This is a genomic window from Mesorhizobium sp. WSM4308 (genome assembly GCF_002294905.1).
GTDB lineage: Bacteria > Pseudomonadota > Alphaproteobacteria > Rhizobiales > Rhizobiaceae > Mesorhizobium.
The window spans coordinates 347,378-362,803 of sequence record NZ_NSFW01000002.1 but is presented as its reverse complement, the minus strand read 5'-3'; the positions used below and the strand labels follow the sequence as shown (position 1 = coordinate 362,803).

Genomic DNA, 15,426 nt, shown 5'->3' with positions numbered 1-15,426 from the left:
CGTTTCACCGTTTCATGGAAACGGCGAACCGCTCTAACTCTTTGTTTTGACGCAATTCCGGACGGAAAACCGCTCACACTTTTCCTGGAATTGCTCTAGGCTAGTCGGCGCCCAGCCCGTAGCGCTCGACGACCTCTGCATTGATCAGCTTGGCGTGCAGGGCCATCAGCACGATCTGGGCGTCGAAACTGTCGCCGGCTTCCACCGCGGCCTCGATCCGGCGTTCGACGTCCTGCCGCTGCTGCAAGCCATGCGCGCTTTCGAAGGTTTCCGGACCGGCGATGCAATAGCTGAACAGCCGCGCCACGTCCGGATAGGCCTGTGGCGGCGGCTCGTCGGGCCAGCGATCCTTCATCAGATTGACGATGGTGAGCTTCACGCCCTCCGGCACGAGGGCGGGATGCAGGTCGGCGCCGCGCAATGCCGCGTCGAGCTGCCTCAGGTCGCCCGAGCGGCCGAACATGCCGAGAAAGCCGAGGGAAGAGCGCCGTGCCGCCATGATCATCCAATCCGTTTCCAACCACTTAGGTGGTTGGCCAAAGGAATACAAAGTCAGCGAACGGCACGAGCCAAACTTACGGCGCAGTTGAGATCGCTCCGCCTATATCGCGCCGGTGGCGAAGCCATAGAGCACCCCGAGCACCGAGCAGACTGCCAACGCCGGCAGCATGCCAACCTTGAAGCGGAATACGGCCAGCAATGCGCCAATCGTCAGGACCAGCGAGGGGATGTTGATTGAACTCAGCACCGGCACGTCGACGTTCATGCCGAATCCTTGCCTTTCATGCAGCTCGCGAAACAGCACGTGGAGCCCAAACCACACCGCCAGGTTCAGGATCACCCCGACGACAGCAGCGGTGATCGTCGCGAGCGCGGCGGACAAAGCCTTGTTGCTTCGCAAGTTCTCGATGTAGGGGGCGCCGAGAAAGATCCAGAGAAAGCACGGCGTAAAGGTGACCCATGTCGTCAACAGCCCACCCAGGGTCCCGGCAACGAGCGGATGAAGCGTGCCAGGCGCGCGAAACGCACCCATGAAACCGACGAACTGCGTGACCATGATCAACGGGCCAGGCGTGGTCTCGGCCATGCCGAGACCATCGAGCATCTCGCCAGGCTTGAGCCAGCCATAGGTCGTTACGGCCTGCTGCGCGACATAGGCGAGCACCGCATAGGCGCCACCGAAGGTCACCACTGCCATTTTCGAAAAGAAGATGGCTATGTCGGTAAAGACATTCCCGGGCCCGAACAAGGCCAACAGGCCGAGGACGGGCGTGAACCATAGCACCAGAAACACGGCGGCGATTTTGAGCGACCAGCCAAGGGTCGGCCTCGCATGAGCCGGTGTGTCTTCGCCCAGAGCTGTATCGGCATCGGCAACCTGCTTGCCGCCGACCTTGCCATGCCCGTTGCCGGCCATGAACGGCGCCAATCCGGCCCGACCGCCGATATACCCAATCACTGCGGCTGTGAGGATGATCAGCGGGAATGGCAGGCGGAAGAAGAAGATCGCGACAAAGGCGGCGGCGGCCAGCGCTACCATGACGTTGTTCCTGAGGGCCCGCTTGCCGATCCGCACCACAGCCTCAAGCACGATGGCCAGCACGGCGGCTTTCAATCCGAAGAACAGAGCCTGGACCGCGCCGACATTGCCGAAGATGGCATAGATCCAGCTCAGTGCCATGATGGCGACGACGCCCGGCAGCACGAACAGGATACCAGCGACGAGCCCGCCTTTGGTCTTGTGCAGCAGCCAGCCGATATAGATCGCGAGTTGCTGAGCCTCGGGGCCTGGCAGCAGCATGCAGTAGTTCAGCGCATGCAGGAACCGCGTCTCGCCGATCCAGCGTTTCTCCTCGACGAGGATACGGTGCATCACTGCAATCTGCCCCGCCGGCCCGCCAAAGCTCAGTGCCGCGACCCGCGCCCAAACGCGGACGGCTTCGCCGAACGGAATGCCATGAGCCGGCGTTCCGGAAGGTCCCGCCGGCGTCGCCTTGATGCTCTCGGCCTTGTTCATCGGCTCGTCCCCGTTTGTTACCCGCGCTTGTTGCGGAAATATTGATAGAGATTGTCGAAGACGGGAGCGCCCTGGGCGACGCGTTGCTCATCGTCCTGATTGGCCATGGCGATCCCCGCGATCAGACTGGCAATGCCTGTTGCCTCTTCGCGTGCGAACTTGGCATCCTTCAGATCGATATCGTGGACGATCTCCCCGATCGCCTGCAGGGCGGGATCGGTGAGACCCGCGCGAGCCAGTAACACTTCGAAGCTGCAACGATCACCCTCGTGCGTGAACTCGCCTTCGAACATGTCGAAACGCAGCTCCCCCGGGTTCGGGACGTAACCTTTGCCCGACACGAAACGGATCACAGCCGCTGGATCGATAAATCGACTGATCAGCCAACTGCAGGCTATGCGATCGACGTAGACACCTTCGCGCGTGACCCAGGTCCGCCCCTTGAGATCGGCAAGCGTCCCTGCATCGGTGTTGGCCGGCCCTTCGGTCATTTTCTTGTCCTCCGTCAGTTGGGCCTCCACTCCCGCAATCAGGCCCTCCACCGGCAGGCGACTATTGGCGCCGAAGAAATCGATGGTGACGACATCCTTGAGCCTTTTGCGCAGGCGGCCAATCTGCGTCCGTGCCTCGGCCCGTTCCTCCAGCGTGATGGCCGTTTCGAGCTTCGCGGCAAGCGATCTGGTATCCCTGGCAATCTCCTCGTAGTCGGCATCTCTCGCAGTATCGAACAGCCCCCGTGCCTGAGGATCCGACAGACCATCTACAAGGCGCGCTTCGCAGACCATGGCCTCGCCGCCGCCCTCGACGATCTCTTTCAGAAGCCATTCGAAATCCTCTTGCGTCTCGGCATTCGAGGGCAGCGCGTAGACCGTGCTCTTTACGGCCACCGCCCCAATACCTTGCAGTCGCCGCCAGATCTTGACCCTGAAATAAGCCGGCTTGCTGGGCAGCTGGTGGATCAGGAGCAGCCAACGCTGCTCCGCTGATATTCCGCCTTCATTCATAGGGATACCGTATCATCAGATATCGAAAAAGCAACACTTGTATCATTTTAGATTCGGGCGTAGCGTTCGCCTCCTCACTGACGTTGCGCACCGCCGAGCGAGGATATGATGCAGCACCAGATCATGCCGTTGCCTTTCAAGCCGCCCCGTCTTGACGGGCTTTCTGAACGGCTATTGGCAAGTCACTACGAAAACAATTACGGCGGCGCGGTCCGGCGTCTGAACGCAATCGAGCGTCGCCTCGATGGGCTCGATTGGGGAGCGGCGCCGGTATTCGACATCAACGGGTTGAAACGGGAGGAGTTGGTCGCGGCCAACTCGGCGATCCTGCATGAGATCTATTTCGACGGCCTTGGCGGTTCGGGAGATGCGGCAGGCGATCTGGCCGCCACCTTGGAGCGCGACTTTGGCAGCGTTGCTGCCTGGCGCACCCAGTTCACGGCTTGCGCCAAGGCTCAAGCCGGCGGCTCGGGCTGGACGCTGCTCACCTGGTCCGAGCGCCATGGCCGGCTGACGATCCAATGGGCTGCGGATCACACCAACTGTCTGGCTGGCGGTATGCCAATCCTGGCGCTCGACATGTACGAGCATGCCTATCATCTCGATTTCGGCGCCAGGGCGGGCGCCTATGTCGACGCCTTCATGAAGAACATCCATTGGGGGCGAGTCGGCGAGCGCTACGGGCGTGTGGCCAGGAAGCAAGGCGGCGCGACCAATGCCGCTGCAAACGATCATGTAGTCGCCCCGGAGAATTTGCGCGGCTATATCGAGCGCCATGAGGATATCGTCGTGCTTGACGTCTGCCTCGCCGAAGATCTGGCGAAACGCAGCGACATGCTGCCAGGCGCGTTGATCCGCGCTCCAGAGACGATCGCCGATTGGGCCGGCGAGCTACCCAAGGACAAACCGATCGTCGTCTACTGCGTCTATGGCTTTCAGGTCAGCGGCGATGCCGTCGCCGAACTTCGCCGTCGCGGCTTCAATGCACTGACGCTCTCCGGCGGCATCGCCGCTTGGCACGCCATAGGCGCGCCAACGGTCCCGCTCACACTCACCGAAGGGAGATAAAGTCATGAAATGGGTCACCCGCGAACGTCCGGTTATCGACCGCATTGCCTGCCCCTGGCTGATTGCCCGCTTCATAGACAAGGAACCGGAATTTCTGTTCGTACCACCCGCCGAAGTGATGCGGGTTGCCAAGGAGACCGGGGCAACACCCTACGATGTGCCAGACGTCGAATTCACGCATGTTGGCGAAGGCTGCAGCTTCGACACCTTCGTTTCGAAATACGGCCTCGATCGCGATGCTGCGATCGTTACGATCTCCGCGATCGTGCGCGGCGCCGACACTGATCGACATGACCTCACCCCACAATCGGCTGGACTGCTGGCTATTTCCATGGGTTTGCGAGACGTGACGCCCGATGACCATGAGGTGCTGAAGCACGGCTTTGTCATCTACGACGCGCTCTACGCCTGGGCCTCACGGCGCAAATCAGAGACGCATAGCTGGCCGCCAGCAACGAAGCCGACTGCGGCTTAAGGAGGCCGCCCCGGAAGCCTGCGAGTTGAAACTCTGCTCGTGGGTCGGAATGAGGCGGAGTTCACGACCTATCGCCATCGGGGGGCAAGAACCCGGAGAACGTCATGTGCGTTGGACCAAGTCGATATCAGGAAGAGAGTTGAGGGGCCTTGCTGCATATCGGCCTTTTGACCGAGCGTTATGCGCCAGCCGGGGTCCCTCGACTGGCCGGGCCGCTGCTCGGTGGACAGCGATGACAGGCGATATTCTTTGTTCCTGAAGGGATCGCCTGACCAGCGGGGAGTTATTAGTGGTCACAGGTCTTCGCGAAACCAACGAGCAGAGCAAAACCGGGGAGCGGCCGCCGACGATCTACCTTTATGCCGCACGCGCGCTCCGCGACTTCGGGGACGGATTCGTGGCCGTGCTGTTGCCGGTCTACCTGGCGATGCTCGGGCTTGGCGCATTCGAGATCGGAGTGGTCGCCACGCTAGCCCTCCTCGGATCAGCCTTGATCACTCTTGGTATCGGGTTTCTTGGTGTCCGAACCAATCTACGTCGATTGTTGATCGGAGCGGCGGCCTTGATGACCGCGACCGGCCTCTTATTCGCCTCTTCCAGCACGACGGCTGTTGTTATGCTCGTCGCCTTCGTTGGAACGATCAATCCGTCCGCGGGCAGCGTCAGCATTTTTGTACCGCTCGAACATGCGGTTCTTGCAGGTTTGGTGTCGGACAAGAACCGCACGAGGATGTTTGCGCGCTACGGCCTTATCGGGGCGCTCGCTGCAGCGGCAGGTGCACTCGCTTCGGCCAGCCCCGATCTTCTGAGCGATTTCGGAGTGACGCGCCTCACGGCCCTCAGGGCGATGTTCGTATTTTACGCGCTTCTCGGCGTCGCGGGCGGCGTGCTCTATCTGCGCGTTCCCGTCGAAACGAAGAAGATGGAAGGCAAGCCGGCGGCAGCACTCGGGCAGTCGCGCGGTATCGTCTACAAGATGGCGGCCTTGTTCAGCATCGACGCTTTTGCCGGAGGATTTGCCGTGCAGTCGCTTGTCGCTCTCTGGCTGTTCAACAAGTTCGGGCTATCGCTTTCGGCCGCGGGATTGTTCTTCTTCTGCACTGGACTACTTTCCGCGTTCTCACTGCCGGCGGCGGCGCGACTGTCCGAGCGCTTCGGCCTCATCAACACCATGGTGTTCACGCATGCCCCTTCGAGCGTTTGCCTGATCCTGGCGGCGATCGTGCCAAATCTCCAGCTGGCGCTCGCGCTGCTGCTGATACGCGCCGCGCTCTCCCAAATGGATGTCCCGACGCGATCCTCCTACGTGATGGCAGTCGTCACACCACCGGAACGGCCGGCGGCCGCAAGCGTGACCTCAGTTCCGAGAAGCCTCGCGGCGGCCGCAAGCCCAGCCATTGCCGGCGCGCTCTTCGAAGCCGGCTACGAGGCATGGCCTTTGATCATCTGCGGCGTCCTCAAGATCATCTATGATTTTGCCCTGCTTTGGAGCCTTCGGCACATCAAGCCGCCGGAGGAGCAGTAAGACAAATGCTTGAAATGTGCTGGAAGACGGCATCGATATCCGGTCTCAGCACGGCATCCGGCAAGCAATCATCAGCCATTTTCCAGTGAGGGGCTAAGACAATCCAGCCTCAAGCCATCAGCGACGGCTTGACCTGGGATCAAGCCGCCGCATGAGCACCGCGATGTGCTCAGTGGTTGTCCCTGGGCACGCCCCTGGTGTGAGCGACATCCTGGTATTTCACCGCCGGCTTCAGCACCATGCCCTGGTCGAACTGGTCGACCATGCCGCGCTGGATTTCCTGCCATGGCGTCTGGTGCTGCGGATAGTGGTAGCCGCCATTGCCCTGCAGCGCCGCGCGCCGCTTGGCGATCTCTTCGTCGCTGACCAGAATGTTGGCGGTGCCCTTGTTCAGGTCGATGCGGACACGGTCGCCTGTCTTGAGCAGCGCCAGCCCGCCGCCAATGGCGGCTTCCGGCGAGGCGTTAAGGATCGACGGCGAGCCCGACGTGCCCGACTGGCGACCGTCGCCGATACAGGCCAGCGCATGAATGCCCTTCTTGATGAGGTATGCCGGCGGCTGCATGTTGACGACCTCGGCACCGCCGGGATAGCCGACCGGGCCGGCGCCGCGCATGAACAGGATCGTGTGCTCGTCGATGCCTTGCGCCGGATCGTCGATGCGGGCGTGGTAATCCTCCGGCCCGTCAAAGACCATGGCGTTGCCTTCGAAGGCTTCCGGGTCCTTCGGATTGGAGAGGTAGCGCTCGCGGAATTCCGGCGAGATGCCGCTGGTCTTCATGATCGCCGAATCGAACAGATTGCCGCTGAGGTTGATGAAGCCGGCATTGACCTTCAGCGGCTTGTCGACGCTGCGGATGACGTCGGTGTTTTCGTTGGCGACGCCCTCGCTATTCTCACCGATCGACTTGCCGTTGACCGTGCGCGCGCCGGGGTGCGGCAACAGCCCGCCCTTCATCAGTTCGGCGATGACCGCCGGCACGCCGCCGGCATGATGGTAATCCTCGCCCAGATATTCGCCCGTCGGCTGCAAATTAACCAGCAGCGGTACATTGAGGCCGACCGTCTGCCAGTCGTCATTGTCGAGTTTGACGCCGAGGTGGCGGGCGATGGCGTTGAGATGGATAGGCGCGTTGGTCGAGCCGCCAATGGCCGAATTGACGACAATGGCGTTCTCGAAAGCCTCTCTCGTCATGATGTCGGACGGCTTCAAATCCTCATGCACCATCTCGACAATGCGTTTTCCCGTCTCATAGGAAATCTGGCCGCGCTCGCGATAGGGGGCGGGAATAGCGGCTGAACCCGGCAATTGCATGCCGAGCGCCTCGGCCAGCGAATTCATCGTGGTGGCGGTGCCCATCGTGTTGCAGTAGCCGGTCGAGGGCGCCGAGGAGGCAACGATATCCATGAACTCATCATAGTCGATCTCGCCGGCCGACAGGCGCTGGCGCGATTCCCAGACGATGGTGCCGGAGCCGGTGCGCTTGCCCTTGTGCCAGCCGTTGAGCATAGGACCGACCGACAGCGCGATGGCCGGGATGTTGACGGTGGCCGCTGCCATCAGCAGCGCCGGCGTCGTCTTGTCGCAACCGATGGTCAGCACGACGCCGTCGAGCGGGTAGCCGTAGAGCACCTCGACGAGGCTGAGATAGGCAAGGTTGCGGTCAAGGGCCGCGGTCGGGCGCTTGCCGGTCTCCTGGATCGGATGGCACGGGAATTCGAAGGGAATGCCGCCCATCGAGACAATGCCTTCGCGCACGCGCTTGGCGAGCTCGATATGGTGGCGGTTGCACGGCGACAGATCCGAGCCGGTCTGGGCGATGCCGATCAGCGGCTTGCCCGACATCAGTTCGGCACGCGTCAGCCCATAATTCAGGTAGCGCTCGAGATAGAGCGCCGTCATGCCGGGGTTGTCGGGGTTGTCGAACCACTCCTGCGAGCGGAATTTTTTCTTCTTGGTGGGGGCGCCGGCCATCACGGTCTCCGTATTTGTATGACAAATCGATATGACAACGCGTCAATGCAAGCAAGGGGCACGCGCGTTCCCAACCCGCACTTTGGTGCGATAGACACAACAGCGCCTCTGCGCTAGGGCTTCGAACCATTGTTTCCGGGAGGTTCTTGATGGCTTTGGTGATCGAAGGCGAGGAACGCATTGCCGCACCCCTGCAAAAAGTCTGGGAAGCGCTGAACGATCCCGAGGTTTTGAAGGCGACCATTCCCGGCTGCCAGAGCCTCGACATGAAGTCGCCGACCGAGATGGCCGCGACGGTGGTGCTGAAGATCGGGCCTATCAAGGCGACCTTCAACGGCGAAGTGACGCTGAAAAATCTCAAGCCGCCGCATTCCTACACCATCCAGGGCGAAGGCAAGGGCGGCATTGCCGGCTTCGCCAAGGGCGGCGCCGACGTGACGCTGAACGAGGATGGGCCGGATGCCACGGTGCTCAAATACACGGCCAAGGCCGATGTCGGCGGCAAGATTGCCCAGCTCGGCAGCCGGCTGATCGAATCGACGTCGAAGAAACTGGCCGGGCAGTTCTTTTCGAGTTTTGGCGAGAAGGTCGGCGGCTGACCCTCCCGCCAGAGCAATGCCAGGAAAAGTGTGAAACGGTTTTCCTGGAAAAAGCGCGTAGGGCTTTCCCTTGGGATTTGCGTCAAAACCAAAAAGAGGTCACTCGAAGACGATGCTCGGCACCGCCGCTTCGGCCGCGCCGCGTTCTTCATTGACCCTGTCCCAGACCTTGGCGGCGATGTCGCGATAGGTTTTCGCTTCGGCGCCATCGGGCTTCGAGACAACCACTGGCGCCCCGGCATCCGAGCTTTCGCGGATGCCCATTTCCAGCGGCACCTCGCCGAGGAAGGTGACGCCGAGGCGTTCGGCCTCGCGGCGCGCGCCGCCATGGCCGAAAATGTCATACCGCTTGCCGGTATCGGGCGCGATGAAATAGCTCATGTTCTCGACGATGCCGAGCAGCGGTACGTCGACCTTCTTGAACATGTTCAGCCCCTTGCGGGCATCGATCAGCGCCAGGTCCTGCGGCGTCGAGACGATGACGGCTCCGGCCAGCGGCACCTGCTGCGCCATGGTCAGCTGCGCGTCGCCGGTTCCAGGCGGCATGTCGACGACAAGCACGTCGAGCCGGCCCCATTCGACCTCGCGCAGCATCTGCGTCAGCGCCGACATCACCATCGGCCCGCGCCAGATCATCGGCGTCTCCTCATCGACGAGGAAGCCCATCGACATCACCTTGAGGCCGTAATTCTCCATCGGCTTCAGGATCTTGCCGTCAACCGTCTGCGGCCGGCCATGAATGTTGAGCAGCTTCGGCATGGACGGGCCGTAGATGTCGGCATCGAGCACGCCGACCCGCAAGCCGTTGGCGGCAAGGCCAAGCGCCAGATTGACTGCGGTGGTCGATTTGCCGACGCCGCCTTTGCCGGAAGCAACCGCGATGATCGCCTCGATGCCGGGCACGCCGCGCTTGCCCGAAATGTGCGACGCGGGAGCATGCGGCGCGGGGCGCGGAGCGGCGGGTGGTGCCGGTCGGGCCGCGGGGCGCGCTGGCACCGGCGCCTCCATGCCGCCGCCTTTTTTCTCTGCAGTCAGCGCCACCACGGCGCCGGCAACCCCTGGAATTGCCTTGACCACGCGCTCCGCGGCGGCACGCAGCGGTTCCATTTCCTGCGCCCTGGCGGCGGGAACGGTGATCGAGAAGAAGACTTTCGAATCGGCGATGAAAATCTCGGAAACCATGCCGAGATCGACGATGTTGCCGGTGAAGTCCGGCCCGTTGACCGTCTTCAGGCGCTCGATGACGATTTCCTTGGTGACGGACATGATCTTTCCTCGGCGTTTGGCAATCCAGATAGTGCAGTTTCCAGCGAGAACCAAGCCGTGACGCAAAGGCTTGCCCGGCGTGCCACGGAAAACGACCGATGCTGTCGGATTCTTGCCGGATGACGCTTCCGGCCGATTGCCGATGGCCAAACGGGCCGCGTGCCCTATTTCGTTTGCCTGAGCGAGGACACGACAATCCAGGAAGGAGACGGTCATGCTCGAAAACAGCAACGCAACGGCCAATCTGGCCGTCAGGGACCTGGCAAAGGCAAAGGCCTTCTATGAAGGCACGCTGGGCCTCAAGCAGGTCGACGACATGGGCGGCGAGCTTGTCGTCTACAAAAGCGGCGACACGCTCATCAATGTCTACCATTCCCAATTCGCAGGTACCAACAAGGCGACGGCGGTGACGTGGACGGTGGGCGATCGGATCGAGACTGTCGTCAAATCATTGAAATCGAAAGGCGTTGTCTTCGAGCATTACGAAATGCCCGGCCTGACGATCAAGGGCGACATCCATGTCGGCCAGGACATGAAGGTCGCCTGGTTCAAGGACCCGGACGGCAACATCCTGAACCTCGTCGACAAATAGGCTTCGGCGCTCCGCGTCAGCCTGCCAGGCTTGTGACGAAATAAGTAAAAGCCGAAATGGCCGCCGTCGCCGGCAAGGTGACGATCCAGGCAATGACGATGTTGCCGGCGATGCCCCAGCGCACCGCCGAGACACGGCGGGCGGCGCCGACGCCGATGATGGCGCCAGTAATCGTATGCGTGGTCGATACGGGAACGCCGAGCCAGGTGGCGGCGAACAGCGTTATGGCGCCGCCGGTTTCAGCGCAGAAGCCCTGCATCGGATTGAGCCGGGTAATCTTCGAACCCATTGTGTGGACGATCCGCCAGCCGCCCAATAGGGTGCCAAGCGCCAGCGCCGACTGGCAGGTCAGGACGACCCAGAGCGGCACGTAGAATTTCTCGCCGAGCATGCCTTGCGAATAGAGCAGCACGGCGATGATGCCCATGGTCTTCTGCGCATCGTTGCCGCCATGGCCGAGCGAATAGAGCGAAGCGGAGAAGAACTGCAGGACGCGAAAGGTGCTGTCGACGGCGAACGGCGTCTGGCGTACGAACAGCCACGAAACCACCAGGACCAGGACGAGCGCCAGGATAAAACCAGTCGCCGGCGAGAGCACGATCGCGGCGACCGTCTTGCCAAGCCCAGACCAGACGATGGCGCCGATGCCCCCCTTCGCAACGCCGGCACCGACCAGCCCACCGATCAGCGCGTGCGAACTGCTCGAGGGAATGCCGGCGATCCAGGTGACGATGTTCCAGACGATGGCGCCAACGAGGGCCGAGAAGATCACCCCCGGCGTGACGATGCTGACGTCGACGATGCCTTTCCCGACAGTCTCGGCGACATGAAGGCCGAAGAAGATGAAGGCGATGAAGTTGAAGAAGGCCGCCCACAGCACGGCATAGTGCGGCCTGAGCACGCGTGTGGAGACGATGGTGGCGATGGAATTGGCCGCATCGTGCAGGCCATTGAGAAAATCGAAGAACAGCGCGACGGCGACGAGGCCGGCCAGCAGGGGGAAGGCGATCGCGGCATCCATCGTCTAGACGTTCTCGATGACGATGCCGCTGATCTCGTTGGCGACGTCCTCGAAACGGTCGACCACCTTCTCCAGCTGGCCATAGATCTCGCTGCCGATCAGATAGGCCATCGCGTCATCGCGGCCATGGCGCCTGAACAGATCCTTCAGGCCCTGCTCATGCAAATCGTCGGCCCGGCCTTCGGCGCGCATTACCTCCTCGGCAATAGCGTTGAGGCGTGCGCTGTTGGCGCCGACCTTGGCAAGCAACGGGATTGCTTCGGCGACCAGCCGGGCGGCGGCGACGATGACGGCGCCCATTTCCTGCATCAGCGGATCGAACTCCCGCTTCTCGAACAGCCTCACCGTCTTGACGGTCTTGTGCATCATGTCGATGGCGTCATCCATCGACTGGATCAGATCCTTGATGTCGCCGCGATCGAAAGGCGTTATGAAAGAGCGCCGCACGGCAAGCAGGACCTCCGCGGTGATATGATCGGCCTCGTCCTCGAGATCGACGATCTTCTGGCACCAGCGATCGATGTCCTTGCCCTGAAGCAGTTGCTGCAGCGCTTCCGCACCGCCGACCACCGTGCGGGAATGCCGCTCGAACAGCTCGAAGAAACGATCTTCGCGCGGCAGCAGCTTGCGGAACCAGCCCAGCATGTCAGTCTCCCATCGCGCCCGGTTCACGACCGTTTCATTGACATAGCGCTGCACGACGCCGCAGGAAACAGTAAGCCGGCTGAAAGATGTGGATGCGGAACGATTACGCATGGCGCTTGCGGCAAAGGCGAATTTCCCCGAGCCTGCGCATGAAGACCGGAAGGATGGCATGATCGACAAACTCGAATTCTTCATCGCATTGGCCAAGGAAGAGCATTTCGGCCGGGCGGCGGAGGCCTGTGGGGTCACCCAGCCGACCTTGTCGGCCGGCATCAAGCAATTGGAGGGGCAACTCGGCGTCATGCTGGTCAATCGCGGGTCGCGGTTCCAGGGGCTGACGCCGGAAGGCAAGCAGGTGCTGGTCTGGGCGCGCCGCATCGTCGGTGATTCAAGGAGCATGCGCGAGGAGATGCGCGCGGCGCGCCACGGCCTTTCCGGACGCATCCGCATTGCCGCCATCCCGACCGCACTCGCCATGGTGGCGCGGCTGACGACGCCGTTTCGCGAAAAGCACCCGGGCGTCACCTTTTCGGTGCTGTCGCGCACCTCGATCGAAGTCTTGTCGCTGCTCGGCAATTTCGACATCGACGCCGGTATCACCTATCTCGACAATGAGCCGCTCGGGCGGGTAACCAGCGTGCCGCTGTATGACGAGCGCTATCAGCTGATCACGGCGGTCGGAAACCCCTATTTTGACCGCGACAAAGTGACATGGGCCGAGATCAGCCGGTTGCCGCTGTGCCTGCTGACGCCGGACATGCAGAACCGCCGCATCATCGACCAGCATCTGGCCGAGGCCGGCGTGGAGGTACGGCCGACGCTTGAATCCAATTCGATGATCGTGCTGTTCTCGCACATCCACACCGGCAAATGGTCGTCGGTCATGCCGCTCAACCTTGCGGAAACATTCGGCTTTTCAGAGCCGATCCGGGCCATTCCGATCGTCGAGCCCGACGCCAGCCACACGGTCGGCCTGGTGGCCGCGCCGCGTGAGCCGCACACGCCGCTGGTGCAGGCGCTGCTGGACGAGGCAATGGCGCTGGCAGACGATTTCCGCGCCCATCACTAGGGTAGAGAATGGCGGCTGAGCGTGCTTGATAGAAGATTTCTATCAAGCGACGGATCAGCTTTATTGATTTCGCTGGTTTCCTCTGTTTTTGTAACGACTTAGCGCTAGAGCGCACCGACCAGGGAGGGCGCTGCATGACGATGCAGCCTGCAAGTACCGAGATCGCATCGCGCACGGCGGCGATTATCGAAGACATGAAGGGCCTCGAAGGCCCATTGCTGCCGATCCTGCACGAGATCCAGGAAGAATTCGGCCATGTGCCGCAGGCGGCCCTGCCTGTTATCGCCGATGGGCTCAATCTCTCCAGGGCCGAGGTGCACGGCGTCGTCACCTTCTACCATGATTTCCGTGCCCGGCCGGCCGGGCGGCATGTCCTCAAGCTGTGCCAGGCGGAAGCCTGCCAGTCGATGGGCTCGGATTCCGTCGCCGCCAAGATCAAACAGTTGCTGGGCATCGGTTTCCACGAGACCACAAGCGACGGATCGGTTACACTCGAGCCGGTCTATTGCCTCGGGCTTTGCGCCTGTTCGCCGTCCGCGATGCTCGACGGCGAGGTGATCGGGCGGCTCGACAGCGAGAAGATCGACGAGATCCTTGCAGAGGTGCGCTCATGATCCCCCGCATCTACATTCCCGGCGATTCCGGCGCGTTGGCGCTCGGCGCCGAGAAGGTCGCCATGGCTGTTCGCGCGGAACTCGCCGAGCGTGGCATCGAGGCCAAGATCGTCCGCAACGGCTCGCGCGGCGCTTATTTCCTCGAGCCGATGGTCGAAGTGGCGACCGCCAACGGCCGCGTCGCCTACGGACCGGTCAAGCCTTCCGACGTCAGGAGCCTGTTCGACAGCGGCTTCCTCACCGGTGGCCACCACAAGCGCTGGCTCGGCGCGCCCGACAAGATCCCGTTCCTGGCCAAGCAGACCCGGCTGACCTTTGCCCGCTGCGGCATCAACGATCCGCTGTCGCTCGACGCCTACAAATCGCTTGGTGGGCTCAAGGGTTTGCAGAACGCCGTGGCCATGGCGCCGGCCGACATTGTCAAGCAGGTTACCGACTCAGGCCTGCGTGGCCGTGGCGGCGCCGGCTTCCCGACCGGCATCAAGTGGAAGACGGTGCTGGATACGACATCCGAGCGCAAATACATCGTCTGCAACGCCGATGAGGGCGACAGCGCGACTTTCGCCGACCGCATGATCATGGAGGGTGACCCCTTCGTGCTGATCGAGGGCATGACGATCGCCGGCATCGCCACCGGAGCGACCAAGGGCTTCGTCTATATCCGCTCGGAATATCCGCATGCGGTGGCGACAATGAACAAGGCCGTCGAAATCGCCCGCAAGGCCGGCGTGCTCGGCGTCAACGTACTGGGTTCGCCCAACGCCTTCGACATGGAAATCCGCGTCGGCGCCGGCGCCTATGTCTGCGGCGAGGAAACCTCGCTGTTGAACAGCCTCGAAGGCAAGCGCGGCGTGGTGCGCGCCAAGCCGCCGCTGCCGGCCATCCAAGGCCTGTTCGGCAAGCCGACGGTGATCAACAACGTCATCAGCCTGGCCTCGGTGCCGATCATCATGGACAAGGGCGCGGCCTTCTACAAGGATTTCGGCATGGGCCGCTCGCGCGGCACCATCCCGATCCAGATCGCCGGCAATGTCAGGAATGGCGGCCTGTTCGAGACCGCCTTCGGCCTTACGCTCGGCGAGATCGTCGATGACATCGGCGGCGGCACGGCCACTGGCCGTCCGGTGAAGGCAGTACAGGTCGGCGGCCCGCTCGGCGCTTATTTCCCGCGCGCCCTGTTCGACACGCCGTTCGACTACGAGGAATTCGCCAAGCGCGACGGGCTGATCGGCCATGCCGGCATCACCGTGTTCGACGACACGGCCGACATGCTGAAGCAGGCGCGCTTCGCGATGGAGTTCTGCGCCATCGAAAGCTGCGGCAAGTGCACGCCCTGCCGCATCGGCTCGACGCGCGGCATCGAGACCATTGACAGGCTTGCCGCCGGGATCGAGCCGGAAAAGAATCTCGCTTTGGTCACCGACCTCTGCAACACGATGAAGTTCGGTTCGCTGTGCGCGCTGGGCGGCTTCACGCCTTACCCGGTGATGAGTTCGATCACGCATTTCCCCGAAGATTTCAAGCCCGCGCCGGCGCGCGTGGCTGCTGAGTAGGAG

At 62.3% G+C, this 15,426-nt stretch carries 15 protein-coding genes; 8 read left to right on the top strand and 7 right to left on the bottom strand.

What is annotated here, in order from left to right:
• Positions 1–100: 100 nt before the first annotated feature.
• From CK227_RS04570 to CK227_RS04560, 3 genes are all read right to left on the bottom strand, one after another.
• A complete protein-coding gene (locus CK227_RS04570; protein ID WP_095771958.1) occupies positions 101–499 on the bottom strand; it encodes a hypothetical protein in 399 nt (132 codons plus the stop codon).
• Positions 500–601: 102 nt separating this feature from the next.
• Positions 602–2,017 (bottom strand): chromate efflux transporter, encoded by a 1,416-nt coding sequence (gene chrA, locus CK227_RS04565; RefSeq protein ID WP_095771738.1) that lies wholly within the window; start codon positions 2,015–2,017, stop codon positions 602–604.
• 17 nt (positions 2,018–2,034) lie between these two features.
• Positions 2,035–3,021: a chromate resistance protein ChrB domain-containing protein gene (locus tag CK227_RS04560; RefSeq protein WP_179296384.1), complete on the bottom strand. Its 987-nt coding sequence runs from the start codon at positions 3,019–3,021 to the stop codon at positions 2,035–2,037.
• 108 nt (positions 3,022–3,129) lie between these two features.
• Here CK227_RS04560 and CK227_RS04555 point away from each other — a divergent pair, with 108 nt between their 5' ends.
• The 3 genes from CK227_RS04555 to CK227_RS04545 all read left to right on the top strand — a co-directional run bounded on the left by CK227_RS04555 (position 3,130) and on the right by CK227_RS04545 (position 6,089).
• On the top strand, positions 3,130–4,089 hold the full coding sequence (locus CK227_RS04555; RefSeq protein ID WP_095771956.1) for a Fe-Mn family superoxide dismutase: 960 nt from the start codon (positions 3,130–3,132) through the stop codon (positions 4,087–4,089).
• A gap of 4 nt (positions 4,090–4,093) precedes the next feature.
• Entirely contained in the window at positions 4,094–4,564 is a 471-nt protein-coding gene (locus CK227_RS04550; protein ID WP_095771737.1) for a chromate resistance protein ChrB domain-containing protein, read from the top strand.
• A gap of 349 nt (positions 4,565–4,913) precedes the next feature.
• A complete protein-coding gene (locus tag CK227_RS04545) occupies positions 4,914–6,089 on the top strand; it encodes an MFS transporter (RefSeq protein WP_245318084.1) in 1,176 nt (391 codons plus the stop codon).
• A 169-nt stretch (positions 6,090–6,258) separates the two neighbouring features.
• On the opposite strand, the gene CK227_RS04540 is transcribed toward CK227_RS04545, so the two are convergent.
• A complete protein-coding gene (locus CK227_RS04540; protein ID WP_095771736.1) occupies positions 6,259–8,064 on the bottom strand; it encodes an IlvD/Edd family dehydratase in 1,806 nt (601 codons plus the stop codon).
• 149 nt (positions 8,065–8,213) lie between these two features.
• On the opposite strand from CK227_RS04540, the gene CK227_RS04535 reads away from it, so the two are divergent.
• Positions 8,214–8,663 (top strand): carbon monoxide dehydrogenase subunit G, encoded by a 450-nt coding sequence (locus CK227_RS04535; protein ID WP_095771735.1) that lies wholly within the window; start codon positions 8,214–8,216, stop codon positions 8,661–8,663.
• 99 nt (positions 8,664–8,762) lie between these two features.
• On the opposite strand, the gene CK227_RS04530 is transcribed toward CK227_RS04535, so the two are convergent.
• Positions 8,763–9,932, bottom strand: a complete 1,170-nt coding sequence (locus tag CK227_RS04530; RefSeq protein ID WP_245318083.1) for an Mrp/NBP35 family ATP-binding protein — start codon at positions 9,930–9,932, stop codon at positions 8,763–8,765.
• Positions 9,933–10,143: 211 nt separating this feature from the next.
• Here CK227_RS04530 and CK227_RS04525 point away from each other — a divergent pair, with 211 nt between their 5' ends.
• Entirely contained in the window at positions 10,144–10,521 is a 378-nt protein-coding gene (locus tag CK227_RS04525) for a VOC family protein (protein ID WP_095771734.1), read from the top strand.
• A 16-nt stretch (positions 10,522–10,537) separates the two neighbouring features.
• Here CK227_RS04525 and CK227_RS04520 read toward each other — a convergent pair whose 3' ends face one another.
• Positions 10,538–11,542 carry an inorganic phosphate transporter gene (locus CK227_RS04520; RefSeq protein WP_095771733.1) on the bottom strand — a complete coding sequence of 335 codons (1,005 nt, stop codon included), beginning with the start codon at positions 11,540–11,542 and terminating at the stop codon, positions 10,538–10,540.
• A gap of 3 nt (positions 11,543–11,545) precedes the next feature.
• Positions 11,546–12,187, bottom strand: a complete 642-nt coding sequence (locus tag CK227_RS04515) for a DUF47 domain-containing protein (protein WP_095771953.1) — start codon at positions 12,185–12,187, stop codon at positions 11,546–11,548.
• A 169-nt stretch (positions 12,188–12,356) separates the two neighbouring features.
• On the opposite strand from CK227_RS04515, the gene CK227_RS04510 reads away from it, so the two are divergent.
• The 3 genes from CK227_RS04510 to CK227_RS04500 all read left to right on the top strand — a co-directional run bounded on the left by CK227_RS04510 (position 12,357) and on the right by CK227_RS04500 (position 15,423).
• Positions 12,357–13,256: a LysR family transcriptional regulator gene (locus CK227_RS04510; RefSeq protein WP_095771952.1), complete on the top strand. Its 900-nt coding sequence runs from the start codon at positions 12,357–12,359 to the stop codon at positions 13,254–13,256.
• A gap of 134 nt (positions 13,257–13,390) precedes the next feature.
• The gene (locus CK227_RS04505; RefSeq protein WP_095771732.1) at positions 13,391–13,870 is read left to right on the top strand and encodes a formate dehydrogenase subunit gamma; all 480 of its coding nucleotides are present in this window, start codon (positions 13,391–13,393) and stop codon (positions 13,868–13,870) included.
• Positions 13,867–15,423, top strand: coding sequence for an NADH-quinone oxidoreductase subunit NuoF (locus CK227_RS04500; protein ID WP_095771731.1), 1,557 nt, complete (start codon positions 13,867–13,869; stop codon positions 15,421–15,423). The genes CK227_RS04505 and CK227_RS04500 overlap by 4 nt, the downstream gene beginning before the upstream one ends.
• Positions 15,424–15,426 lie beyond the last annotated feature (3 nt).